Origin of the sequence: Sanguibacter sp. 25GB23B1 (genome assembly GCF_040012415.1) — a bacterium.
GTDB lineage: Bacteria > Actinomycetota > Actinomycetes > Actinomycetales > Cellulomonadaceae > Sanguibacter.
On record NZ_JBDYKL010000009.1, the window covers coordinates 89,511 to 113,078 of the forward strand.

Sequence of the window (23,568 nt, forward strand, 5' to 3'; positions counted from 1 at the left end):
GGTCCGTCTCCGGGCACGACCAACGACCTGCGGTCTTGGGTACGGGCCAATGCTACGTCACGACGGGCGCTCGTCCAAACCATGGTTCCGCTCTCTCACCCGAGCGTCGACGTGAAGCACACGAAGGGAACCGGGTCGTCCGACTGCGCCCCGACCGTCGCCAGCGCGCGTGCCGGGCTCTCCCCCGCACGCACGAGCGCGTGGAGCCGGGGCATGACCGCACGAGCGAGCGCATCACCCACCGGGTCGACAGACGCGATGACCACACCGACGCCCAGGCGCAGGAGGACGCTGGCGAACCCGAGGGTCTGCCCGCCCGGGGTCGCCGTCACCCGCCCGACATCGCACGACGAGAGCACGACCAACGAGGGCGGCGAGCGGAGTGCGTCGAGCTCATAGGCGAAGAGCGGTCCGTCGACGAGGCGCACGGACGAGAACAGCGGGTTCTCCGCGACATGCGTCCCGTGGGTGGCCAGATGGACCACGTCGCTCGAACCCAGGGCCTCGGCCGCCGCCTCGCAGGTCGCCGCGCTCCCGGACAGGGCGCGTGCGCCGGGCCACAGCGCCGCGACCGCCTCCGCCTCCGCACGGCCGTGCGGGACGCCCGGACCGGCGATGCAGGAGACCGACCGGCCCGCGGCGCCGACCAGCCCGACAGCCGGCGGTCGCACGGACCGGCTCAGGTGCGCGGACACCGAGGTCACGGCTCCACGGCGCGACGGGAGCGCTCCCCACGGCAGCGTGATCACCTGCCCGGGACCCACGACATGGACCTCAGCCCCTGCGGGCACACCGACGAGCAGCCGCTCGTCGAACCACACGGCCCCGGCCTCGAACGACCGCCGGGCAGCATCCCGGAGGGCAGGCGGGATGAGCGGGTTGCTCACCATGCGCAGGTCCCCGTGGAGACGTCTCGAGCGCTCGTCCAGCTCGGCGACGTCGGCGACCCGCCGCAGCCGCTCCCCGGAGGAGTCGACCGTCGCGACGAGGACGGTTCCGTGCTGCACGACGAACTCGAGGACCACCGAGCGCGGACGCCGCTCGACGATCCGTCGGATCCCCCGGATCGACTGCGGCTGGAGCGGTCTCCCACCGCCGCCCACCTGCCACTCGTGCTGCCGGACCGCCTCGCGGAGACGCGCCGCCTGCGCCTGCAGCCCCGAGGTCTCCTCGACGGACGCCGTCGGCGGGAGCAGCCGCAACCGCTCCGCGACCTGCCGCAGCTCCGACGTGAGCTGCGCGGTGACCTCGTCGCGAGCCGGACGCACACGCGCAGGGCCCGCGAACGTGGCACGACCGCGCTCGACCGCGTCGATGACACCCCCGACGTCCCCTGCGTCGAGCGCGGCCTCGACGTCCACCTCGACGAGCCGGACCCCGTGCACCGCGCTCGCCGTCACCGCCTCGACCGACCCCAGCTGCGCACGGTGGGCCGCGAGCATGCGTTGACCGGCACGCACCCGGCCTCGCCCCGCGGCGCGGTCGCCGGACGCGAACGCGATCCGTGCGCGGACGATCGCGACCTGCAGCCCACGAGCGAGCGGCTCACGCACCGGCGAGCCGCGCAGACCGACGACGAGATCCCGAGCACGGGCCAGGTCGCCTCCGAGGGCGTAGGCCTCGGACGCGACGAGCTGCGCGCTGCTCGTGACGTCCGAGCCGCCCGCTCCCCCGAGCCCGCCGGCGACCGTCGCCAGGTTCTCCGCGCGTCGCGCGAGCGCGAGGGCGCGGGACGGGGCCACGCGTCGCCCCAGCGTCACCTCCATCAGGAGCGCGCGACACACCACGAGGTCAGCGCGGCACCTCCACAGCGCATTCTTCCGGCGGCCGAAACGGCTCCGCGCCGACCTGGCCCAGCGCAGCGCGTCCACGGGCCTGTCAGCGAGCAGCGCGCACCGCGCTCGCGCGAGCTCCACCTCGGCCAGGTCGTGCACGAGACCGCGCTCCCCGAACAGTGCGGCGGCCCTCTCAAGCTGGATGTCGGCCTCGCTGAGCAGCCCCGCCTCGAGCAGCACCTGGGCGCGGTCGAGGAGACCGACCGGCTCGGTGTCCACCGATCCGTCAGCCGGATCGAGGTGCGTGCGGGCAGCGGTCTCCATCGTCGCCAACGCCAACGGCAGGTCGCCCGCCAGGAACTCGAGGTACCCGAGGTTGTGGCTCGCCTTGTAGACGAGCAGCCCGTCGTCGATCGCCTGCGCACGGGCGACGCAGGACCGCAGGTCCTCCCGCGCCTGGACCAGGTTCCCCTGATCGAGGTGCAGCGAGCCACGGTTGAGCATGAGGATGCACGCGTCGCGGGCCTCGGCGTGCTCGACGAGAGCGACCCCGTCGTCCAGGTGGGCAGCGGCCTCCTGGAGCTCACCCGCACGCATCGCGAGCAGCCCTCGCTGCCCGTGGATCGCCACGAGCACCTCGGGAGCCTGCGCCGCACGAGCCGCACGCTCGGCGACCGAGAGGAGCGCCGTCGTGACGGCACGATCGCCGTCGAGCTCGTAGCGGCTCAGCGCCATCGACAGCAGGAGTCGAGCGCGCAGATACTGCGCACGGCGCGCAGGGTGTCCGGGACGCCCAGGGTCCCCGGGGCCCCCGTCGTGCGCGCCGTCGTGCTCGCCGTCGACGGTATGGAGCACCTCGAGGTCCGCAGATCCGTCGAGCAGATCGAGGGCCGACGCGAGAACGTCCAGCGCCTGCGCCGGCAGCCCGCGGGCGCTGAGGGCGAGCCCTTCGTCCAGGCCAGCAGCGACTGCAGCGAGCACGTCCGAGCCGTTCGAGCCCTCGACACGTCGAGCGAGCACGGCGCCTCCGTAGGCACAGGGAAAAGAGGTCCCGAGTGTACCTACGGGCTCTCCGCCCGGGCCAGAGCCGTCCCGGTCGACGACCAGACGTGCCGTCCGCTCAGACCGACAGCCCCACGACCTCCTTCACCGCGGCCCAGCCGCGCGCCCGGTGCTCGTCCCGCAGCTTCTCCCACGAGGACGAGCTCGGCAGCCGCTTGCCCACGAGGTTCTGCTCGAACACCGCACCCGCGATCTGCCCCGCTACGAGAGGGCCGGCGAACGACGTGCCGCTCCAGACGACGAACCCGCCCGTGCACCCGTCAGGGTTGATCGTCCGACGCTCGATCGGGTCCCACAGCCCCGGGACCGACCGGGAGGCGGTGAGCGCACCGCTCACCACCGCCGGAGCCGTGCTCACCATCGACGCGCCGACACGCGATGTCGTCACCCAGGGCCCGTCGTTGCTGAACAACGCGGTCGTGCCGTCGGGGTTGAGCGCACCCACCGCAACGATCGGCGCCAGCTCGTCGGACAGCTCGCTCGGGTCGAGCGGCGTCACCGGCGACGCGAACCGGTCGACGAGCGGCGCGAACGCCGCCGGGAAGCTCGGCTTGGTCACCCCGTCGTTCCCCGCCGACACGACCACGACGACGCCCCAGTACCGCAGGCGTCGGAGAGCGCGGGCGAACGGTTCGTCGAACACCTCGTCCTCCGGGCGTTCGTGGTAGTAGCCGACGGACAGGTTGAGGACGTCGACAGGCGTGTAGCCCTCCCTGCCGAGCAGGCCGAGGATGTGGAACGACAGGAGCCTGCGCAAGGACAGGAGCAGGTCGGCCTCCGCGACCACTCCTGTCCCGCCGTAGAGCCGGCACGACAAGAGTCCGACGTCGGGCGCGACCTGGCGCACCACCCCCGCGATGAAGGTGCCGTGGCCCGCCACCGGGTCGAGAGGGCCGGTGAGCGGGGCGAGCGACATCCCGCCGATCTCCGAGTCCTCCACCGGGTGGACCGGGGCGCGGAACGGCCCGACCGGCTGACCGAGGACCGTCGGGTCACGCCGGACGACGTCGGGCCCGAGCCACGAGTGCTCCCCCGTGCCCGTGTCGAGGACTGCGACGACCGTCCGAGGAACTCCGTCCTTCGTACGGAACGGTCCGGGCCCGTCCGGGTGGCTGCGCGTCGGAGCCGGCCCCACCCAAGCGACCGGCTGACGGCCCCCCGACCCGGCCCGTGAGTACTCCCACAGGCCCGAGGCCGGATGCCCCTGCGTGTACGGGTGACCCTGCGTGTAGGGGTGGCCTTGGGTATACGGATGCCCCTGCGTATAGGGGCGACCTTGCGTGTACGGGTGGGACTGGGTGTACGGATGCCCCTGCGTGTAGGGGTGCCCCTGGGTGTACGGGTGGGACTGGGTGAACGGCACCGCACCGACCACGTGCTCCAGCCCGTAGACGGTCCCGCTCCCCCAGCTGGCAGGGTCCCGGGAGGGGACACGCCCTTCCGCAGCCTTGCGCACCCCCTCGTCGAGGCGGACAGCCTGGAGGATGTCCCACGCCTCCGGCGGCGACTCGACCCTGCCCTCGGCAGGCACGAGCGTGACGCCGAACGTGAAGTCCTCGAGGACGGCGTCCTGCAGCACCCGCGGGATGTCGGCCGACCGGATGGCCTGGGCCTCCGCGACGTCGCGCTCGTCGACCTCGATGTCATAGCCGGCCTCGGCAGCCACCCGCGCGAGCGCGGCGAGCCCGGGCTGCTCCCGCGCGCTGAGGCGTGACTCCGGTGCCGGACCGGACACGAGGATCCGGTCCTGGACGTACCACGTCGGCTGCAGCTGACCGTCGCTCCGGGTCCGGTACGCGCCACCCGGGTCGAGGAACCTCGTCCGCCACTCGAGCGGTGCGCTCGGACCGCCTCCGTCGCCGCCGTCGCGCCGCTGCGCACCCTGTCCGTCCGAGCTCTCACTCATGCCGTCCCTCTCGTAGGTCGTCGTGCATCACGAGCACTGCTTCCGCCGTCCCGCCCCAGGCAGAGCGGCGCCCTCAGAGCTCGATCACGGGTGTGCTCAGCGGCGCCCGGTCTCCGTCGCGGATGATGAGGCTCACCTGACCGTGCGGGACACGGGCGAAGACGAAACGTCCCTCACCGTCCGTCTCGGTCGCATCCTGGGCCCCCAGCCGATGGAGCTCCACGGCGCGCACCCCGGGCTCCGAGATCCACCCGTCGACGCGGACCTCCCCGTCGGACGGGCTGAGCGAGATCATCACGCTGAGATCGGCCGAGGTGAACGTGATCGTCTGCGCCTCGACCGGCTCGTCGCTGCGCAGCGCGTGCTCCGGCATCCCGACGCGTCGGACCTCCATGGTCTCGACGTGCAGGCTTTCGAGAGTCATCGCGAAGAGCACACGGTCCACGAGCCCGTCGGGCACGGGGTCGACTGCCGCGACGCACGCGCCGAGCGCGGACAGGACCCGCTCGTCGCCAGGGCCGAGCGTCCCGTCCGGGTCGAACCGGCGCGTGCCGAACGATTCGTTCATGGTGCCCCCCAGACGTCGTCCCCCGCGAGCAGCGTGCGCAGCTTCGCCAGGCACCGGCCTCGCGTCGCGCCGATGCTCCCGACCGGCATGTCGAGCGCTTCAGAGATGTGCTTGTAGTCGGGGCGGTCTGCCAGGGAGATGAGCTTGAGCAGCTCCTGACACCGCTCGGGCAGGAGCGCGTAGCGCTCCCAGAGGGTCCGGTCCCGCTCGGAGGTGAGGACCTGGACGTCGGGTGCCGGCTCTCGATCGGCAACGGCCGGGGCGGCGCGGTCGAGATCCTCCACCGCTGCCCGACGAGCCACCTCGGCGCGGCGTTGCCGGACGGACTCCCATGCGGCTCGCCGCGCAGCGACCAAGAGCCACTGGAGCACCGCATCGCTCTCTCGGATCGCATCCATGTTGCGCACGAACGAGAGCCACACGCCCTGGACGAGGTCTTCGGCCACCTCTCGGTCGACACCTTGGGAGCGGATCGTGTGCCACAACAGGGGAGTCGTCTCGCGGACGACCTCGCTCATGAGCGCCGGGAAGCCGGCGCGATAGGCGGTGAGCGCGCGCGACGCCCGCTCGGCGAGGCCACCTCGGGCAAAGCCGGTCTCGGACGTCTCGTCAGCGATGATGCCCACCTGTCTGCACCCCCTGGGGCGCGGGTAAGACCAACCGTGCGCCGATTGTAAGGCTGAACGACGAGTTGCACCATAGTCCCGGTCGGTACCGGGTCCTCCTGATCGTCACCATCGCGCACCCCGTCGTGGCCGTCTGCTGTTACCTCTCAAGAGGGAGCGCGCGCGCCCGTGATACACGGCTCACGTCGAAGGTCTCGGGCGCGCAGAAGGCCGGGCCCCTCCCAGGGACCCGGCCTTCGGTGATGCGTGGTGGAGCTGGCCTCTCAGGCCTCGTCCTCGCCGAGCAGCTTCGTCGTCTTCGACTGGTCCACGGGGATGCCGGGGCCCATCGTCGTCGCGAGCGTCGCCTTCGAGATGTAGCGGCCCTTGGAGGAGGACGGCTTGAGACGGAGGACCTCTTCGATCGCGGCCGCGTAGTTCTCCACGAGCTGCTCCTCGGTGAAGGAGACCTTGCCGATGATGAAGTGGAGGTTCGAGTGCTTGTCGACGCGGAACTCGATCTTTCCGCCCTTGATCTCGGTCACAGCCTTCGCGACGTCCATCGTGACCGTTCCGGTCTTCGGGTTCGGCATGAGGCCACGGGGTCCGAGGACCTTTCCGAGGCGTCCGACCTTGCCCATGAGGTCAGGGGTCGCGACGGCGGAGTCGAAGTCCGTGTAGCCGGCCGCGACCTTCTCGATGAGCTCGTCGCCACCGACGATGTCGGCACCCGCTGCGCGAGCCTGCTCTGCACGCTCGCCGGTTGCGAAGACCAGGACCCGAGCGGTCTTGCCCGTACCGTGCGGCAGGTTGACGGTGCCACGGACCATCTGGTCCGCCTTGCGGGGGTCGACCCCGAGGCGGAAGGCGACCTCGACGGTCGCGTCCCACTTGGTGACCGAGGTCTCCTTCGCGAGGCGGACAGCCTCGAGAGGGGTGTAGAGGTTGTCGCGATCGATCTTCTCGTCCGCTGAGCGGTATGCCTTGCTGCGCGTTGCCATCTGCTTGTTCTCCTTGGAGCAGTCGTGGTCGACGGGTCCGCGCGGACCCTGCCACTTTCCCTGGGGTCGAGCCTCAGGGATCAATGAAATGAGGCGGAGCTTCTCAGCCCTCGACCTTGATGCCCATGGAACGGGCGGTGCCGGCGATGATCTTCGACGCTGCGTCGATGTCGTTGGCGTTGAGGTCTTCGAGCTTGGTCTGTGCGATCTCGCGCACCTGGGCGCCCGAGAGGGTCGCGACCTTGACCGTGTGCGGCGTGGGCGAGCCCTTTGCCACACCGGCGGCCAGCTTGATGAGCTCTGCTGCCGGCGGCGTCTTCGTGATGAAGGTGAAGGTGCGGTCTTCGTAGACCGTGATCTCCACCGGCACGACGTTGCCCCGCTGCGACTCGGTCGCGGCGTTGTACGCCTTGCAGAACTCCATGATGTTGACGCCGTGCTGACCGAGCGCGGGGCCGATCGGGGGTGCCGGCGTGGCAGCGCCGGCCTTGATCTGGAGCTTGATCAGCCCAGATACCTTTTTCTTGGGAGGCATATCGGGTCCTTCGTGTTCTGACTCAGTAGTTGACGACGCCACATGACGCCGTCGTCTCGCTCAGGATCAGATCTTCGCAACCTGGCTGAACGACAGCTCGACCGGGGTCTCCCGGCCGAAGATGGACACCAGCACCTTAAGCTTCTGGCTCTCGGGGCTGATCTCGGAGATCGTGGCGGGCAGCGTGTCGAACGGCCCGTCCGTGACGGTGACCGACTCGCCGACCTGGAAGTCGACCTCGATCGCGGGACGACCGGTCGCACCCTTCGCGCCCGCCTCGACCTTCGGGGTGATCGAGGGCGACAGCATGCCGAAGACCTCGTTCTGCGTGAGGGGCACCGGCTGGTGGGTGTGGCCGACGAAGCCAGTCACACCCGGCGTGTGGCGCACGGCGCCCCACGACTCGTCGGTGAGGTCCATGCGGACGAGGACGTAACCGGGGATCCGAACGCGGCGGACGACCTTCTTCTGCGCGTTCTTGATCTCGGTCACCTCTTCCATCGGAACCTCGATCTGGAAGATGTAGTCCTCCATGTTGAGGCTCTGGATGCGGTTCTCCAGGTTGGCCTTCACGCGGTTCTCGTAGCCGGCGTACGAGTGGATGACGAACCAGTCGCCCGGCTTGGACCGCAGCTCGCGGCGGAACGCCTCGACCGGGTCCTCGTCGTCGTCCTCGGGCTCGGCGGCCTCAGGCTCGTGCGCCTCGGCGGCAGCGACCTCGGTCGGCTCGTCGCCGTCGTCGGTGACCGCGTCAGCAGCCTCGTCGGCAGAGGCTTCAGCGTCCACCGGTGCGTCCTCGGGCGCCGCAGCGTCCGCGTCTGCACTCTCGGCGTCGGGTACGACGGCGTCGACGATCTCCTCCGTCGGCTCGAACGACTCCTGAGACACGGGTGAACCTGCTTTCTGATGACTACCCGAGACGAGCTCGGGCCAAACTGATGGACGTGCACCGGGCTGTGCTGCCTGGTTGCACCGTTCTGCTGTGCTGGACGATCCTCGCCCGTCAGGGAGTCCGGGCTCCCCTCGGGCGGACCGGCGCTAGCCGAACACCCAGGAGACGCCCTTGTTGATGAGGAAGTCGAGGACGAGCACGAAGGCCATGGCCACGAGGACGAACACGATGACGACCACGGTGTAGTTGAGGAACTCCGGCCGGGTCGGAGCGACGACCTTCTTCAGCTCGGCGACGACCTGGCGCACGAAGAGCGCGATCCGAGCGAAGATGTTGGCCTTCTTCGCCGCAGGATGCTTGTCGCTCTTCCTCGCACCACTGACACCGACGCCCTCGGCGCTGGCGGCACCGGATGCGGAATCGCTCACTGTTCGTCCCTACGTCGTGGCTCTCGTGATCGCTCGTCCATGGCTTGTCGCTCCATCCTCGGAGCTGTCCCGCCACCGGCCTCTCGGCCGGGGCGACACCTAGCAGGGTAGACAGGGCTCGAACCTGCAACCTGCGGTTTTGGAGACCGCTGCGCTACCAATTGCGCCACTACCCTTTGCGACGGACGTCCTTCTCGTGCAGCCGGCGCATGTCCTTGCGGGCACACGTCAGCATGGCGGACGTCAACCACCGAATGGACACTCTACGCGACGGGAGTGCCACGGTCTAACCGGCTCCCCCGCGACCCCCGGCACGCTCTCCTGTCCACCGACCGGTGGACGGGGATCTCGTCCGGTCGACCACTGCCGTGCCGGGGCGTCACGCGCCATGCTGATCACATGACAGGACGACGAACAGGCGACAACGGGCTCGCGGTCGAGGTGACCGGGCTGCGCAAGCGGTACGGGGCCCATCAGGCGGTCGACGGGCTGGACCTCGAGGTGCGGACCGGCGAGATCTTCGCGATCCTCGGCCCCAACGGTGCCGGAAAGACGACGACGGTCGAGATCCTCGAGGGCTTCCGGTCCGCCGACAGCGGACAGGTCCAAGTGCTCGGCCAGGATCCTGCGCACGCGGGTCGGCAGTGGCGCAGCCGGCTCGGGGTCGTCATGCAGGACTCTCGGGAGCAGAGCGAGCTGACCGTCTCCGAGCTCGTCCATCACTTCGCGACCTTCTACCCGGACCCACGCGACGCTGACGAGGTGATCGACGCCGTCGGTCTCCGCGAGAAGGCGACGAACCGCTCAGCCGCACTGTCCGGCGGCCAGCGCCGCCGGCTCGACGTGGCCCTGGGCATCGTCGGCAGACCGGAGCTCCTCTTCCTCGACGAGCCGACCACGGGCTTCGACCCGCAGGCACGGCGCAGCTTCTGGGAGCTCGTCAAAGGTCTCCGTGACGGCGGGACGACCATCCTGCTGACCACGCACTACCTCGACGAGGCGGCCTACCTCGCGGACCGCGCCGCCGTGGTGCGAGACGGGCGCGTCGTCGCCCTCGGCGCGCCCGACGAGCTCGGTGGTCCCGACGCCCGCCGACCGGTGGTGCACTGGACGCAGGACGGGACCGCGCACAGCGAGCGGACAGCCACCCCGACGGCTCTCGTCACGCGACTCTCCCGCGAGGCCGCAGGACCGGACGGAGAGGTGCCGGACCTCCGCGTCGTCCAACCGAGCCTCGAGGACGTCTACCTCAGCCTCATCTCCGGCGCAGAGCACCCGCAGGACACCGCAGCCCCGCACACCACCGACGGACCGGTCCCGGACCTGGAGACGACACGATGAGCACCACGACCTCGCCCTCCGCAGCCTCGAGCGCACTGACCACCGAGACACGGCTCCCGAGCGCACTCCGTCTCGGTGCCGCACGGACCCGCGTCGAGCTCATGACCTTCTTCCGCGAGCGCGACGCCGTGATCTTCATCTTCGCGTACCCCGTGATCATGCTGGCGATCTTCGCCACGGTGTTCGGCCAGGACCGGCAGGGTGGCGCCGCGGACGGGCCGGGCGGCATCCCGTTCGCGCAGTACTTCCTCCCAGGCATGGTGGCTACCGGCATCATGCTCACGAGCTTCCAGTCCCTCGCGATCTCCATCGCGGTCCAGCGCGACGAAGGAGCGCTCAAACGACTGCGCGCCACACCGATGCCCGCCGTGAGCTTCTTCCTCGGGAAGATCGGGCAGGTCCTGCTCGTCTCCGTCGTCCAGGTGGCGCTGCTGCTCGGGATCGGCGCTCTCGCGTTCGACATCGACCTCCCGACCACCGCGTCCGCCTGGACGACCTTCGCGTGGGTGTTCCTCCTCGGCACCGCGACCGGCGCGGTTTGCGGTGTCGCCTTCTCGGTCCTGCCCCGCACCGGGAAGTCCGCGAGCGCGGTCGTCACCCCGGTCGTGCTCGTGCTCCAGTTCATCTCGGGCGTGTTCTTCGTCTTCACCGACCTCCCGACGTGGATGCAGCGGGTCGCCGAGGTGTTCCCGCTCAAGTGGATGGCGCAGGGGATGCGCTCGGTGTTCCTGCCTCCTGAGGGGCAGGAGTGGGAGGCCTCGGGCTCCTGGCAGCACGGGACGACCGCGCTCGTCCTCATGGCGTGGCTGGTCCTGGGGCTCGTGGTCGGCGTGCGGACGTTCCGCTGGAGGCGCCGCGATGACGGCTGACGCCGACGTCGTGACCGTCGGCGGTCAGGTCGCGCGGGACGCCCACACGTGGACGCGGGTGCTGTCGTACTGGCACCTGGCGTTCTACGTCCTCGTGGCCATCGCCGCCGGCTCGCTCGTGGCCGCGGACCCCGGTGCGCTCCGGCGCGGCGACCTCGACCTCCTCGTCGCGCTCGGTGCGCTCGGCGCCCTCGTGCTCGTGTACTGGTCCGTGGGGAGACGCGCGGTGGACGAGGAGGCGCACGGTCTCGGGTACGCCTACCTCGCGGTCCTCTTCACGGTGACGGCGCTCGTCACCGGGCTCAACCCCATGGGCACGGTGCTGCTCTTCGTCGCCTACTCGCAGATCTGGCTCCTCGCGCCGACCACCCGGGTCGGCGCCTGGCTGTGCGCCGTGCTGACGACGCTGGTCACGCTCTCGCTCCTCTTCCGGCTCCGGGACTCAGGGGAGAGCACGGCGGTCATCGCCTTCCAGATGCTCCTGGGCTTCGCGTTCGCCATCCTCATGGGCGTGTGGCTCCGGACGATCATCCAGCAGGGCGAGCGGCGGTCCCAGCTCCTGGACCAGCTCCAGGCCGCGCAGGAGGAGCTGGGTCGCACCCAGCACGCCGCCGGGGTCACCGCGGAACGGGAGCGCGTCGCCCGGGAGATCCACGACACGCTCGCCCAGGGCTTCACGAGCGTGGTCATGCTCGCGCAGACGGCTGCCGCGGACCTCGACCGGGGAGCCACCGACGCTCTGGCGACGCGGTTGAGCCTCATCGAGCGCACGGCCCGGGAGAACCTCGCCGAAGCGCGCTCCCTCGTCGCCGCGTTCGCGCCGCCATCGCTCCACGACTCGACCCTCTCCCAGGCTCTCGAACGGCTGGCTGCGGCCTTCGCCACGGACACGGAGACCGAGGTCCACGCCGAGGTCGATCGTGTCGAGTCTCTGCCCACGGGGGCGGACGTCGTGCTCCTGCGTGCGGCCCAGGAGTCGTTGTCGAACGTGCGCCGGCACGCACGTGCGCAGGCCGTGCACCTCACGCTGCGGGCTGGTGCCGCCACGACGACGCTCGGTGTCCGGGACGACGGGACCGGGATCGCGCCGGGCACCCGCGAGGGCTTCGGGCTCCGCGGCATGCGGGAGCGCGTGGTCGCCTACGGTGGGACCGTGGAGGTCACCTCGGACGACAGCGGGACGTGCGTCACGGTCGTGGTCCCGGGAGTCAGCGATGACTGACGCTCCGCACGCTGCTGGATCCTCCGCCGATGCGGACGTCCCGCGACCGAGCGTCGTGCGCGTCCTCGTCGTCGACGACCACCCTGTCGTCCGTGCCGGGATCGCCGGGATGCTCGGTGTCGAGCCGGACATCGAGGTGGTGGGCGAGGCCGAGGACGGCCAGCAGGCCATCGACCTCACGCGAGAGCTCGCACCGGACGTGGTCCTCACGGACCTGAGGATGCCCGTGCTCGACGGCGTGGCTGCGACACGGGCCATCGTCGCGCTGCCCGGCGCTCCGCGCGTCGTGGTGCTCACCACGTACGAGACGGACTCCGAGATCCTCCGCGCGGTCGAGGCCGGCGCGACCGGGTACCTGCTCAAGGACACACCACGGGCCGAGCTCGTCGCCGGCGTCCGGGCCGCGGCCCGCGGTCAGACCGTCCTCACGCCGTCCGTGGCCACGCGTCTCGTCACACAGATGCGGGACGACACCGAACGCCTCACCCCGCGCGAGCTCGAGGTCCTCGGCGCCGTGGCGCGGGGCCTGAGCAACCCGGCGATCGGGCGCGAGCTGTTCATCTCGGAGGCCACGGTCAAGACGCACCTGCTCCGAGCGTTCGCGAAGCTCGGTGTCGCCGACCGGACGCACGCCGTGACACGGGCGATCGAGCGCGGCATCCTCCCGACCCCCTGAGCAGCCGGAAGCGTCAGGCAGGGAGGGAGGGCACCTCGGCCGTCTGTCGGACGAGGTGTCCGTCAGACGGGGTGCACGGACGCCGCGAGGGTCCGTCCGATGCTCGCCGCCCACTCGGCGACCGCGTCCATGTCCCGTGCGTCGCCGTACGTACCGCGGGCTGCGAGGATCGCAGCGCGCTCGGCCAGGCTGAGCTGGAGGACGTCGAGCTTGCCCGAGAAGTGCTGGTGCTCGCACGGCTGGAGCCGCTCGATGCGCGAACCGCCGACGGGGGGCGCGCTCCCGCGGGTCCGCGGGGACTCCGAGAGCCCCGAGGAGAACAACCACAGCGGCTTCGTCGACACCTGGGACTCGATGCGCTCGAGCAGGTCGCGAGCCTCGCCCAACCACTGCCCCATGTAGATCGCCGAGCCGACGACGACCGCGTCGTAGTGCCCCGCGTCCGCGATGTCGGCCGGCTCGATGTGGTCGCAGTCGAAACCGGCACGGTCGAGCGTCTTGGCGATCACCCCCGCGATCTCCCGCGTCGACCCGTGCTTCGAGGCTGCACTGACCAGAACTCGCATGTCGATCCCCTCGTCCGTCCAGCCCGTCCTGCTCACCTCTTCATCCTGGCCCCGCGGCTCGAGGGACTCGTGGGCCGGAGGTCCCGGATCCTGGCAGACTCTGCAGATGCGCGACGAGATGCACCGTGACCTGCGGACCCTGCCCAAGGCGCACCTGCACCTGCACTTCACCGGCTCCATGCGGCAGTCGACCCTCGAGGACCTCGCGAAGAGCGCCGGCGTACGGCTGCCCCCGGCTCTCCTCGACGCCGACCCCCTGCGCGTCCCCGCGAGCGCGCGGGGCTGGTTCCGGTTCCAGCGCCTCTACGACGCGGCGCGTGCGTGCGTGCGGTCCGAGTCCGACATGCGACGCATCGTTCTCGAGGCGGCCGAGGACGACGCGGCCGAGGGGTCGGGGCGGCTCGAGATCCAGATCGACCCGACGTCGTACGCTCCGCTCGTCGGCGGGATCACGCCCGCGCTGGAGATCGTGCTCGACGCGGCACGCGTGGGGTCCGCGGCGTTCGGCACCGAGGTGGCGGTCGTCGTCGCGGGGTCACGGATGCGGCACCCGCTCGAGGCGCGCACTCTCGCGCGGCTCGCCGCGCAGCACGCCGGCGAGGGCGCCGGTGAGGTGATCGGGTTCGGGCTGAGCAACGACGAGCGCCGCGGCGAGACCGCAGACTTCGCCGGGGCGTTCTCCATCGCCCGCCGTGCAGGGCTCGCATCGGTCCCGCACGGGGGCGAGCTGCTCGGTCCCGCGCACCTCGGCGAGGTCCTCGGCCACCTCGCTCCGGACCGCCTCGGTCACGGTGTCCGCGCGACCGAGGACCCGGCGCTCCTCGACCGGATCGTCGCCGCAGGTGTCGCCCTCGAGGTCAACCCTGCGTCCAACGTGTCGCTCGGCGTCTACGCCCACGACTCGCTCGTCCCGCTGCGTGCGCTCGTGAGCGCGGGCGCGGTGGTCGCGCTCGGCGCCGACGACCCTCTGCTCTTCGGCTCGCGGCTCGTCGCACAGTACGAGAGCGCACGCACCGTGCACGGCTTCGACGACGCGGCTCTCGCCGAGCTCGCGCGCTCGTCGATCCGAGCCAGCCGGGCGTCCGTCACGACGAAGACCCGGCTGCTGGCCGGCGTCGACGGATGGTTGGCCGCGCCACCCCCGGGCACCTAAGACCTCCGGGTGCGGCCTAAGACGGATCCGCCGGACCTAAGGCGCAGGTCAGAGCCGAAGATGAGGCATTGTCCCGATGACCGGGACCACCCTGGGGAACCACGATGGATGACAGCACCGGGAACGGTGCAGCACCGAGGTTCTCCAGAGACGCGAGGCACGCCATGCACATGTTCGAGTACACCTCCCAGGTCATCGCCCGGCAGCGTGAGGACGAGATCGGCCGCGCCGCGGAGCAGCGCCGCGTGGCCACGGAGAGGCTCGCACCGGACGCGTTCACGCCGACCGGGCGCGCTGCCCCCGGCGACCGTGCGGCCCACCGGTCGCTGCGCCTCGGCGCGTCCGTCCGGGCGTGGGCTCGAGCCCTCCGGGCGCACCGTCCCGAGTCGGTGCCCCGTGGCACGATGGCACGGTGACCGCATCAGCGACCAGCCCCGCCCTGATCGGCCGTGAGGCCAACCTCGCGGCCCTGCGCTCGCTGCTCGACGAGACCCTGGCGGGGTCGCCACGTGCCGTCGTCGTCAGCGGAGAGGCCGGCATCGGCAAGACGCGACTGATCCGCGAGTTCGCCGACAGCGCGGGAGTGCTCGTCCTCACAGGACAGTGCGTGGACCTCGGCCCCGTCGGTGCCCCGTACGCGCCGCTCGCCGGCATCCTCCGAGGTCTCGTCGCCGCCGTCGGAACCGACACCGTCCGACGCGCCGCGGGACCCGGTCGCTCGGCGCTCGGTGTGCTGCTCCCCGAGATCGGGGTCGAGGATCCAGGTGCCGACCGGGACCTGAACCACGTCCACGAGGCGATCTCCACTCTCCTGGAGAACATCGCTGCGGGCACCCCTCTGCTCGTCGTCGTCGAGGACCTCCAGTGGGCCGACGACTCCACCCTCACCGTCCTGCGGTTCCTCCTGCGCGCCCTCACGACGGGCCACCTCATGGTGCTGCTGAGCTTCCGGAGCGACGACGTGCCCCGCGGCCACCCCCTGCGCGGCTTCCTCACCGGGCTCGAGCGCGACCGGCGCCTCGTCCGTCACGAGGTCCGCCGGCTGACGCTCGACGAGGTGCAGCAGCAGGCCTGCGCCATCCTCGGCTCTCCCGCGAGCGCCCGGGTGGTGGAGCACGTCTACGAGCGCAGCGAGGGCGTCCCGTTCTTCGTCGAGGAGCTGCTCGGCCTGGAGATCGAGGGCGACGGTCTGTACCTGCCGACGACCCTCCGCGAGCTGCTCCTCGCCCGCTACGAGCGACTGAGCGAACCGACCCAGGCGTTCCTGCGGCTCGTGGCGGTCGGCGGTGTCCGTGTCTCCCACGAGCTGCTCACCGCGGTCTTCACGGGAGGCCCTGCGGCGCTCGACACCGCGGCCCGCGAGGCGGTCACCGCCAACGTGCTCGTCGTGGACGACGAGTCCTACACGTTCCGGCACGCGCTCGTCGCGGAGGCCATCGGCACCGACCTCCTCCCGGGAGAGCGCGCCCGGTTCCACACCCTCTTCGCCGAGGCGCTGGAGAACGGAGTCGGCCCGCAGGACCGCGCGAGCGAGATCGCCTACCACTGGCTCTCGGCGCACAACGCCCCGCGCGCCTTCCCCGCGACGCTCGTCGCGATGGACGCAGCGCGAGCGTCCTTCGCGTTCGCCACCGCCGTCCACATGGGTGAGCAGGCGCTGGACCTGTGGGACCAGGTCCCAGACCCGGAGCACGTCGCGGGTCGCACGCGCCACGAGCTCCTCGCGGCGACCGCGTCCGTCCTGCGCAACGCGGGGGACGGCGAGCGCTCGGTCGCGATGATCGACCTGGCGATCGCCGACTGTCCCCGCGAACCGCCGGCCCAGTACGCCGCCCTGCTGCGCGAGAAGGCCCACTACCTCGCCAACGTGGGACGGCCCGGGTCGGTCCCTCTCCTCGAAGAAGCGCTCGCGCTCGTCCCGGACGCCCGGGAGCCTGACGACGCCACCGACCAGGACCCCGGCTGCTCACCCCGGGACGGGAGCCTGCACGCGAAGATCCTCGCCTCGCTCGCGGGGCGGCTCATGATCGAAGGGCAGCTCGAGCGGGCGATCGAGGTCGCCACCCGCGCGCTGGACGCCTCCCGTGCGGCCGGCGCGACCCGGCACATGTCCATCGCCGTCAACCTGCGCGGCGTCTCGCGCATCTCCGACGGGCAGGTCCCCGAAGGGTTCGCCGACCTCGAGCACGCCCGGGTCCTGGCCGGCGACGACCCGAACGCCCTCCTGCGGTACCGCGTCAACTCCTCCGACGTCCTCTACCTCACCGGGCGTCACGAGGAGGCGCTGCGCGTCGCCGAGGAGGGGCTGGCACACGCCCGCGACCTCGGGGTGGAGCGCACCTCCGGCGTGATCCTCAGCTCCAACGCCGTCGACCCGCTGCTCGCCCTCGGGCAGTGGGACCGAGCCGAAGCCCTCATCGACCGGACGCTCGCCCTCGAGGCGCCTCGGGCGTTCAGCCTCTACCTGCGTCGAGCGAAGCTGTGGCTCGCTCTGTGGCGCGGGGACGTCGACGGCACGCACGAGATGTACCGCACGTTCCGCGGGGTGATGTCGACCCTGTCCGAGGTCGAGGTCCAGACGAGGCTCGGGGTCGCACGCGTCGCCGGAGAGATGTTCCTCGCCCTCGACGACCTCAGCTCCGCGTGGTCTCACGTCAACATGCTCGCTGTGGAGGACCGCGCCACCGCGCCCGGCTACGACCTCCCGCTCTTGACGCTCGCCGCACGCATCCTCGCCGGCATCCGGGCGTCCGGGCCCTCGGCGCTCGTTCCCGTCGAGGCCACCCGTGACCCCGACGGGCACGAGCGCGCTCTGCGTGCGCGGCTCGCACGGATGTCCACCTGGCCGAGCCACGGACTGTGGTCGGCTCTCTTCGAGGCCGAGGTCAGCGGGCCCCACGGCACGGGCCAGGACGTGTCCGCCTGGCGCGAGGCGGTACGGATGCTCGACGAGCCCGCCGGTCACGCGCACCTGCGCGCCTACTCACGCCAGCGCCTCGCCGAGGCGATGCTCGCCTCGCCGGACGCCGAGCAGGCGCTCGATGTCCTGCGCTCCGCACTCGCTCTCTCGACCGCCCTCGGCGCAGGTCTCGTGACGCGCCGCATCGAGGAGGTGGCGGCTGCCGCGGGACTCACCCTCACCGGACCAGGCGCACCGGACCGCACCGCGGCAGGCACGGTCGTGCCCGGACGGCGGTCGACCGCCGACATCACCGCGCTCACCCAGCGCGAGCGCCAGGTCCTCGGCCTCCTCGGCCAAGGGCTCACCAACCGGCAGATCGGTGACCGGCTCTTCATCACGGCCAAGACCGCGTCGGTCCACGTCTCGGCGATCCTCCGCAAGCTCGGCGCGTCGTCCCGGACCGAGGCGGTCTACCTCGCACGAGGGACCGGGGCGGCACAGCCGGAGCGGGTGGATGCCTGACCTGGGCGTCACGGCCTCGACCTGGCCGCTGCTCGCCTCGACCGCCGGCACGCTGCGCGAGGTCGACGCCCTCGTCTCCGAGTGCTTCGCCTGCCCGCGCCTCGTCGCGTGGCGTGAGGAGGTCGGCGAGCTCCGACGGGCGTCGTTCCGCGACGAGGAGTACTGGGCCCGCCCTGTCCCGAGCTTCGGCGACGAGCAGGCTCGCATCCTCGTCGTCGGCCTCGCACCTGCCGCCCACGGTGGGAACCGCACCGGGCGCATGTTCACCGGGGACCGCAGCGGCGACTTCCTCTTCGCGGCGATGCACCGCACGGGCCTCGCGTCCCAGCCCACGTCGGTGCATCGGACGGACGGGCTCACGCTGCACGACGTCCGCGTCACGGCGCCCGTGCACTGCGCACCACCCGACAACAAGCCGACCCCCGACGAGCGACGGCGCTGCTCCCCCTACCTCGGGCGCGAGCTCGAGCTGCTCGCCCCGACGGTCCGCGTCGCCGTGGTGCTCGGCGGCTTCGGATGGCAGGCGCTGCTCTCCACGCTCGCAGACCAGGGATGGACCGTCCCCCGACCGCGCCCACGCTTCGCCCATGCCGCCCAGATCCGGCTGGAGCACCCGAGCGGTCGTGTGCTCGACGTCCTCGGGTGCTTCCACGTGAGCCAGCAGAACACGTTCACCGGTCGGCTCACGCCACAGATGCTCGACGACGTGCTCCGGCAGGCGCGTGACCTGGCCACACCGACCTGAGCGCACGACGGGTCGAGGCGCAGGTTCCTGCGGGGTCTACGTCACACCAGGGCAGGGAACCCTCAGCGCCACAGGGACGTTGAGACGGCATGGCAGCCACCAGGCTGTCATCAGACGACCACGCTGGAGGCCGCACGTGACCGAAGTATCCGGAGCTGTATGGGGAGCGACGATCCTCGCGATCCTCGGGCTCCTCGCCTTCGACTTCTTCTTCCACGTCCGCAAGGCCCACACGCCGTCGCTCAAGGAAGCCGCCATCTGGTCGAGCATCTACGTCGGGCTCGCGGTCGTGTTCGGCCTGGGGGTCCTCGTCTTCGGCGGGCCCACGATGGGCTCGGAGTACTTCGCGGGATACATCACGGAGAAGGCCCTGTCCGTCGACAACCTCTTCGTCTTCCTCATCATCATGGCGAGCTTCAAGGTGCCCCGCGAGGACCAGCAGAAGGTGCTGCTCTTCGGCATCGTCTTCGCGCTCATCGCACGGACCGGTTTCATCTTCGCCGGCGCAGCGCTCATCAACCGCTTCTCGGCCGTGTTCTACATCTTCGGCCTCATCCTGCTCGTCACCGCAGGAAAGCTGCTCAAGCCCGAGAGCGAAGAAGAGCACTCCGCCGACAACTTCATCATCCGGATCGCGAAGAAGGTCTTCCACACGTCGGAGCACTACGACGGCGACAAGATGTTCACGATGGTCGACGGCAAGCGGGCGCTCACCCCGATGCTGCTCGTCATGGTCGCGATCGGCGGCACCGACATCCTCTTCGCGCTCGACTCCATCCCGGCGATCTTCGGGCTCACCCAGAACGTCTACATCGTGTTCACCGCGACGGCGTTCTCGCTCATGGGTCTGCGCCAGCTGTACTTCCTCATCGACGGTCTGCTCGACCGTCTCATCTACCTCTCGTACGGCCTTGCGACGATCCTCGGGTTCATCGGTGTCAAGCTCGTGCTCCACGCCCTCCACGAGAACAACCTCCCCTTCATCAACGGCGGCGAGCACGTCCCGGTCGTCGAGATCAGCACGGGCCTGTCGCTCAGCGTGATCCTCGGCGTCCTCGTCGTCACCGTAGTGTTCTCGCTCATCAGCCCGCGCGGAAAGATCCAGACCGCGATCTCCAGCGTGCGTCACGACGCCGGCCACTACGTGGACCTCGAGTACACGCACGACGCCACCGAGCGTGAGCGCCTCTACGCCCGCGTGCTCCAGAACGAGCAGGTGCTCGCCAAGGCCGACCCGAAGTTCCGGGAGATGATCGACGGCGAGGCGGATCTCGCGCCGCTCATCGCACGCGCCCACGAGGCGCACTCGTCGTTCCTCGCCCGGTAGTCGTCCGGTGACTGACGAGAGCGGGGTGTGCACGCGACGTGCACGCCCCGCTCTCGTCAGCCGGGACAGGGGCGTCAGGCCTTGAGCGCGAGCTCGAGGAGCGCGAGAGCACCCTCGCGGGTCTCGGCGGCCGCGATGAAGCCGGCCTTGTGACAGAACACCGAGCCCGCGACGCCCGTGACGGCGGTGAGCGCCTCGCCGTTGAGTCCGCGCCACGCCTCGGGCAGCACCTTGCGCGACCCGAACTGGGAGTTCTCGGGCCGGACGGTCTGGAGGGTCCAGTTGCCCGTCGCGCCCGGGAAGACGGTGAAGAGGAGCGAGGACTGCTTCGTGGCGATCCCACCGTGCGGGATGAAGCGGTCGAGGACGACGTAACGCTTGTCGGGGCTCGCCTTGAACGCCTCGACGAAGTCGCGCTCAGCGGCGAGGGACGTCACGTACTTGGCCTTGAGGCGGTGCAGCACTCGCGTCGCCAGCTCGACGGCGACGAAGAACTGGACGTCGAACTCCTCGTCACCACCGAGAGGGTTGAACAGTCCGAGCAGCTCGGAGACGTCGAGGGGGGCGACCTTGAAGTCGTTGAGGGCGTAGAGGTCCTGCCCGTTGTCGACCGCGTCGATACCGACCACGAGGCGCGAGTCGATGCGCTGCCAGACGGCCTCGTCGCCGTCGCAGAACTCCTTGCCGAAGTGCTGCCACAGGAGCCCGAACGCGGAGTACAGGATGCCGTTCTCCCGGGCTCCCGAGCTCAGCTGGTGGTGGTCGAACCGCAACGTCGCGGGGTCGTACACCGCGCCGACGTCAAGGACGAGGTCGGCTGACGCGAGAACCTCCGGGTCGCGGGTGCGCACGACCTCCGCGTCCGGGTAGAGCTGCTTGAGGAGGGCGACGCCGAAGACGTCGTCCGCGTGGAACTTGCCGTTGTGGGTTGCGATGATCACCCCAGAACCTTACGTGGCGATCGTCTCGCCACGGCGTCGCCCTCGGCGTCTCGTCGTGCCGATGAGGCACGATGTGGAGGTGACAGGCGTCCTCATCGGTTTCACGATCATCGCCGCGATCATCGGGGTCGGGTATGTGATCGGGCGGGTCGACCTGCTCGGGCCGCACGCCCAACCGATCATCGCGCGACTGGTCTTCTTCGTCCTGTCTCCGTGCCTGCTCTTCACGGTCCTCGCGGACGCCACGGTGGGCCAGCTGTTCTCGCCCCTCCTCGCGGTGTCGTTGATCGCCGCGCTCGTCTCGTTCGTGCTGTTCGGCGTCGTCGCGGTGGCGCTGTGGCGCCGGTCGCTGCCCGAGGCGGTCATCGGGTCGTTGGCGTCGGGGTACGTGAACGCGAACAACATCGGGCTGCCGGTCGCGGTGTACGTCCTCGGGGACCCGGCGTACTCGGCGCCGGTCATCCTGCTCCAGCTGTTGCTGTTCGCGCCGGTCGCGCTCGCTGTCCTCGACGCGAAGACGGGTGGCCGGGCGTCGCTCGGGCAGGTCCTGTCGCAGCCGTTGCGGAACCCGATCCTCATCGGTTCTGCTCTCGGCCTCGCGCTCACCCTGACGGATGTCGAGCTGCCGGACGCCGTGATGGAGCCTTTCAGGATCATCGGCGGTGCGGCGGTGCCGTTGATGCTCATCAGCTATGGGCTGTCGCTCAACGGTCAGAAGATCCTGCAGCCCGGATCGGGTCGGCGCGATGTGCTCCTGGCTTCTGGGCTGAAGCTGGCTGTCATGCCTGCGGTCGCGGCGCTCGTGGGTCACGTCGGGTTCGGACTGACCGGGCAGGAGCTCTTCGTGGTCGTTGCGCTAGCCGCGCTGCCGACGGCTCAGAACGTCTTCAACTATGCCCAGCGGTACGAGCGCGGCGTGATCCTCGCGCGCGACACGATCCTCATCACGACCGTGGGTTCGCTGCCGGTCCTCATGGTCGTCGCCGCGGTGCTGCACTAGCTAGCGGTCGTGCTGCTGGGTCGTTGCTCGGAGGTCGTCAGCCGACGGGGTCTTCGACGAGGCGTGAGCGGAGCTCAGTGACGGTCACCGGTGGTGCTGTGCTCGTGGTGGTCGCGGTCCCGTCGATCGGCGTATACGTCGCACCAGCGTCGAGGGAGTACTCCCCCGACCACTGCGTCACCATCGACACCGTGTACGTGCCGACCTTCGTATAGGTGTGCGACACCGTGTAGTTCGGGTGCGGCGCACCCGGGTCAGACGTCGTCAACGGGCTCGCCCCGTCGTCCCACTCCCACGTGAACTCGACCGGCGTCGCCCGCACCCGCACCGCCTGCCCCAGCAGAGCCGTGTCGATCACCTGGGGCGCCGCGTCCGTATACACGACATTGACCATGTTCACCGGCAACCACCCACCCGGCGGGCCGACGACGATCGCCGACGGCACCAAGGCCAACGCCCGGAAGTCCGCCGCAGTGAACACCACCGGAACACCCGGGTCGTTGCAGTACATCAAACTGTTGATCTCCGGAGCCGACCACTCACCATTCGGCAACAACACCTGGACGTCCGTCGCCGCCAACGTCGAATCCTCAGGAACCACGCACTGCTCTGCAGCATCCAGCACACCACCACCAGCACAACCCGCGGCGAAAACCGCCCCCGCAGCACACAGGGACGACTCCGTAATTCGGACGTTTGGTGGCGATGCGACCGACGGGGAGTCCACAAGACGGAGACCGTCAGCCGTTACTCCGAAACCCTCATCACCAGCGAAGCCTCGGATACGGTGCGGAGGTGGAGGTGGAGGTGGATCGCTAGCGAAGACGAGACTGGGACCCTCGAGCCGCTCTGTTGCTGCAACGGCTGGTTGAGAGAACTGACCGAAAATACACGAGACAGAGAGCACCGACACCACCAGGGGCCCTCCAGCCACCTTCATGACCCCATCGCCACGGCTCGAATATGCCATTCCCCAGCGCTATCCATCTTGAGGAATATGGATGTCGGAATCTCACCTTCACCTTCGTCGGAACTCACGAGCTGGCCGCCCTCGTCCACGATCTCGTAGGCCTCTTGCACCATCAGCCCGGAGACTTCGTATTCCTCGAGCGCTCCAGACGGCTCCAAGACCTGTCCTACTGAGATCGTTGCCTCTCCCCCTGTTTGCACATTCCCACTAGCGACGTGCTCGGTGACGGCGTCACGAACCCCATTGCAGAACTCACTCTCCGGATCGCACATCGCGTCCCATTCGGTGAGGTCACCGGTCTGGAAGACGTACCCGTACAAGGACAGGAAGTACTCCGCCGCCGCGCGGGCACCGATCGCGTCGTTGGACGCCATGAGTGTCGGCTTCTCCGGCGGGACGATCTCGGCCGGCTCGGTCGTCGCATCTGCGGTCGGTTCGTCCGTCACGGCCGCGGACGTCGGCTCTGGGGCAGGGTCATCTCTCGTGCAACCCGACAGCACAACACACGCCACGACGGCTCCGACGAGGGCACCACGGAACACGCGCGGAAGAGTCATGCGCT

Annotated in this window: 22 protein-coding genes and 1 tRNA gene; 10 read left to right on the forward strand and 13 right to left on the reverse strand. The window is 70.2% G+C overall.

The features are described from left to right. Nucleotides 1–95: 95 nt before the first annotated feature. From ABKW26_RS07695 to ABKW26_RS07735, 9 genes are all read right to left on the reverse strand, one after another. Complete coding sequence (locus ABKW26_RS07695; RefSeq protein ID WP_348592379.1) at nucleotides 96–2,795, reverse strand: CHAT domain-containing protein; 2,700 nt, start codon at nucleotides 2,793–2,795, stop codon at nucleotides 96–98. A 100-nt stretch (nucleotides 2,796–2,895) separates the two neighbouring features. Continuing rightward, nucleotides 2,896–4,743, reverse strand: coding sequence for a S8/S53 family peptidase (locus tag ABKW26_RS07700; protein ID WP_348592381.1), 1,848 nt, complete (start codon nucleotides 4,741–4,743; stop codon nucleotides 2,896–2,898). A 73-nt stretch (nucleotides 4,744–4,816) separates the two neighbouring features. After that, on the reverse strand, nucleotides 4,817–5,311 hold the full coding sequence (locus ABKW26_RS07705) for a carboxypeptidase regulatory-like domain-containing protein (RefSeq protein ID WP_348592382.1): 495 nt from the start codon (nucleotides 5,309–5,311) through the stop codon (nucleotides 4,817–4,819). Next, nucleotides 5,308–5,937 carry a sigma-70 family RNA polymerase sigma factor gene (locus tag ABKW26_RS07710; RefSeq protein ID WP_348592384.1) on the reverse strand — a complete coding sequence of 210 codons (630 nt, stop codon included), beginning with the start codon at nucleotides 5,935–5,937 and terminating at the stop codon, nucleotides 5,308–5,310. The genes ABKW26_RS07705 and ABKW26_RS07710 overlap by 4 nt, the downstream gene beginning before the upstream one ends. Nucleotides 5,938–6,200: 263 nt before the next feature. Then, nucleotides 6,201–6,917 carry a 50S ribosomal protein L1 gene (gene rplA, locus ABKW26_RS07715; RefSeq protein WP_348592385.1) on the reverse strand — a complete coding sequence of 239 codons (717 nt, stop codon included), beginning with the start codon at nucleotides 6,915–6,917 and terminating at the stop codon, nucleotides 6,201–6,203. Nucleotides 6,918–7,020: 103 nt separating this feature from the next. Then, a complete protein-coding gene (rplK, locus tag ABKW26_RS07720) occupies nucleotides 7,021–7,452 on the reverse strand; it encodes a 50S ribosomal protein L11 (RefSeq protein ID WP_348592387.1) in 432 nt (143 codons plus the stop codon). 66 nt (nucleotides 7,453–7,518) lie between these two features. Further along, nucleotides 7,519–8,340, reverse strand: coding sequence for a transcription termination/antitermination protein NusG (gene nusG / locus ABKW26_RS07725; protein WP_348592389.1), 822 nt, complete (start codon nucleotides 8,338–8,340; stop codon nucleotides 7,519–7,521). A gap of 150 nt (nucleotides 8,341–8,490) precedes the next feature. Further along, nucleotides 8,491–8,772 (reverse strand): preprotein translocase subunit SecE, encoded by a 282-nt coding sequence (gene secE / locus ABKW26_RS07730; RefSeq protein WP_348592391.1) that lies wholly within the window; start codon nucleotides 8,770–8,772, stop codon nucleotides 8,491–8,493. Nucleotides 8,773–8,875: 103 nt separating this feature from the next. Beyond that, a tRNA-Trp gene (locus tag ABKW26_RS07735) sits at nucleotides 8,876–8,948 on the reverse strand. A 223-nt stretch (nucleotides 8,949–9,171) separates the two neighbouring features. On the opposite strand from ABKW26_RS07735, the gene ABKW26_RS07740 reads away from it, so the two are divergent. The 4 genes from ABKW26_RS07740 to ABKW26_RS07755 are packed head-to-tail and all read left to right on the forward strand — an operon-like array spanning nucleotide 9,172 to nucleotide 12,880. Continuing rightward, nucleotides 9,172–10,113 (forward strand): ABC transporter ATP-binding protein, encoded by a 942-nt coding sequence (locus tag ABKW26_RS07740; RefSeq protein ID WP_348592393.1) that lies wholly within the window; start codon nucleotides 9,172–9,174, stop codon nucleotides 10,111–10,113. After that, nucleotides 10,110–10,982 carry an ABC transporter permease gene (locus ABKW26_RS07745; RefSeq protein WP_348592395.1) on the forward strand — a complete coding sequence of 291 codons (873 nt, stop codon included), beginning with the start codon at nucleotides 10,110–10,112 and terminating at the stop codon, nucleotides 10,980–10,982. Before ABKW26_RS07740 ends, ABKW26_RS07745 begins: the two co-directional genes overlap by 4 nt. After that, nucleotides 10,972–12,204, forward strand: coding sequence for a sensor histidine kinase (locus tag ABKW26_RS07750; RefSeq protein ID WP_348592397.1), 1,233 nt, complete (start codon nucleotides 10,972–10,974; stop codon nucleotides 12,202–12,204). The genes ABKW26_RS07745 and ABKW26_RS07750 overlap by 11 nt, the downstream gene beginning before the upstream one ends. Next, entirely contained in the window at nucleotides 12,197–12,880 is a 684-nt protein-coding gene (locus tag ABKW26_RS07755) for a response regulator transcription factor (RefSeq protein ID WP_348592399.1), read from the forward strand. The genes ABKW26_RS07750 and ABKW26_RS07755 overlap by 8 nt, the downstream gene beginning before the upstream one ends. Before the next feature lie 62 nt (nucleotides 12,881–12,942). On the opposite strand, the gene ABKW26_RS07760 is transcribed toward ABKW26_RS07755, so the two are convergent. Continuing rightward, the gene (locus tag ABKW26_RS07760) at nucleotides 12,943–13,482 is read right to left on the reverse strand and encodes a flavodoxin domain-containing protein (protein WP_348592401.1); all 540 of its coding nucleotides are present in this window, start codon (nucleotides 13,480–13,482) and stop codon (nucleotides 12,943–12,945) included. A 70-nt stretch (nucleotides 13,483–13,552) separates the two neighbouring features. On the opposite strand from ABKW26_RS07760, the gene ABKW26_RS07765 reads away from it, so the two are divergent. The 5 genes from ABKW26_RS07765 to ABKW26_RS07785 all read left to right on the forward strand — a co-directional run bounded on the left by ABKW26_RS07765 (nucleotide 13,553) and on the right by ABKW26_RS07785 (nucleotide 20,095). Beyond that, on the forward strand, nucleotides 13,553–14,599 hold the full coding sequence (locus ABKW26_RS07765) for an adenosine deaminase (protein WP_348592403.1): 1,047 nt from the start codon (nucleotides 13,553–13,555) through the stop codon (nucleotides 14,597–14,599). Nucleotides 14,600–14,769: 170 nt separating this feature from the next. Beyond that, nucleotides 14,770–15,015, forward strand: coding sequence for a hypothetical protein (locus ABKW26_RS07770; protein WP_348592405.1), 246 nt, complete (start codon nucleotides 14,770–14,772; stop codon nucleotides 15,013–15,015). Continuing rightward, nucleotides 15,012–18,023 (forward strand): AAA family ATPase, encoded by a 3,012-nt coding sequence (locus ABKW26_RS07775; protein WP_348592407.1) that lies wholly within the window; start codon nucleotides 15,012–15,014, stop codon nucleotides 18,021–18,023. Before ABKW26_RS07770 ends, ABKW26_RS07775 begins: the two co-directional genes overlap by 4 nt. Beyond that, nucleotides 18,016–18,768, forward strand: coding sequence for a uracil-DNA glycosylase (locus ABKW26_RS07780; RefSeq protein WP_348592408.1), 753 nt, complete (start codon nucleotides 18,016–18,018; stop codon nucleotides 18,766–18,768). The genes ABKW26_RS07775 and ABKW26_RS07780 overlap by 8 nt, the downstream gene beginning before the upstream one ends. A 136-nt stretch (nucleotides 18,769–18,904) precedes the next feature. Next, complete coding sequence (locus tag ABKW26_RS07785; protein WP_348592410.1) at nucleotides 18,905–20,095, forward strand: TerC family protein; 1,191 nt, start codon at nucleotides 18,905–18,907, stop codon at nucleotides 20,093–20,095. Between the two features lie 74 nt (nucleotides 20,096–20,169). Here ABKW26_RS07785 and ABKW26_RS07790 read toward each other — a convergent pair whose 3' ends face one another. Beyond that, nucleotides 20,170–21,036 carry an MYG1 family protein gene (locus ABKW26_RS07790; protein WP_348592412.1) on the reverse strand — a complete coding sequence of 289 codons (867 nt, stop codon included), beginning with the start codon at nucleotides 21,034–21,036 and terminating at the stop codon, nucleotides 20,170–20,172. Nucleotides 21,037–21,115: 79 nt separating this feature from the next. Here ABKW26_RS07790 and ABKW26_RS07795 point away from each other — a divergent pair, with 79 nt between their 5' ends. Then, the gene (locus ABKW26_RS07795) at nucleotides 21,116–22,036 is read left to right on the forward strand and encodes an AEC family transporter (RefSeq protein ID WP_348592414.1); all 921 of its coding nucleotides are present in this window, start codon (nucleotides 21,116–21,118) and stop codon (nucleotides 22,034–22,036) included. Between the two features lie 37 nt (nucleotides 22,037–22,073). On the opposite strand, the gene ABKW26_RS07800 is transcribed toward ABKW26_RS07795, so the two are convergent. Further along, nucleotides 22,074–22,616, reverse strand: coding sequence for a PKD domain-containing protein (locus tag ABKW26_RS07800; RefSeq protein ID WP_348592416.1), 543 nt, complete (start codon nucleotides 22,614–22,616; stop codon nucleotides 22,074–22,076). A gap of 356 nt (nucleotides 22,617–22,972) precedes the next feature. Then, on the reverse strand, nucleotides 22,973–23,563 hold the full coding sequence (locus ABKW26_RS07805) for a DUF6318 family protein (RefSeq protein WP_348592418.1): 591 nt from the start codon (nucleotides 23,561–23,563) through the stop codon (nucleotides 22,973–22,975). Nucleotides 23,564–23,568: the final 5 nt, after the last annotated feature.

Excerpts from the sequence above, each read along its gene's own strand:
- ABKW26_RS07705 (WP_348592382.1), bottom strand. The coding sequence starts at position 5,311 with ATGAACGAATCGTTCGGCACGCGCCGGTTCGACCCGGACGGGACGCTC.
- ABKW26_RS07770 (WP_348592405.1), top strand. The coding sequence starts at position 14,770 with ATGTTCGAGTACACCTCCCAGGTCATCGCCCGGCAGCGTGAGGACGAG.
- ABKW26_RS07700 (WP_348592381.1), bottom strand. The coding sequence starts at position 4,743 with ATGAGTGAGAGCTCGGACGGACAGGGTGCGCAGCGGCGCGACGGCGGC.
- ABKW26_RS07805 (WP_348592418.1), bottom strand. The coding sequence starts at position 23,563 with ATGACTCTTCCGCGCGTGTTCCGTGGTGCCCTCGTCGGAGCCGTCGTG.
- ABKW26_RS07780 (WP_348592408.1), top strand. The coding sequence starts at position 18,016 with ATGCCTGACCTGGGCGTCACGGCCTCGACCTGGCCGCTGCTCGCCTCG.
- ABKW26_RS07765 (WP_348592403.1), top strand. The coding sequence starts at position 13,553 with ATGCGCGACGAGATGCACCGTGACCTGCGGACCCTGCCCAAGGCGCAC.
- rplK (WP_348592387.1), bottom strand. The coding sequence starts at position 7,452 with ATGCCTCCCAAGAAAAAGGTATCTGGGCTGATCAAGCTCCAGATCAAG.
- ABKW26_RS07745 (WP_348592395.1), top strand. The coding sequence starts at position 10,110 with ATGAGCACCACGACCTCGCCCTCCGCAGCCTCGAGCGCACTGACCACC.
- rplA (WP_348592385.1), bottom strand. The coding sequence starts at position 6,917 with ATGGCAACGCGCAGCAAGGCATACCGCTCAGCGGACGAGAAGATCGAT.
- ABKW26_RS07740 (WP_348592393.1), top strand. The coding sequence starts at position 9,172 with ATGACAGGACGACGAACAGGCGACAACGGGCTCGCGGTCGAGGTGACC.
- ABKW26_RS07750 (WP_348592397.1), top strand. The coding sequence starts at position 10,972 with ATGACGGCTGACGCCGACGTCGTGACCGTCGGCGGTCAGGTCGCGCGG.
- ABKW26_RS07755 (WP_348592399.1), top strand. The coding sequence starts at position 12,197 with ATGACTGACGCTCCGCACGCTGCTGGATCCTCCGCCGATGCGGACGTC.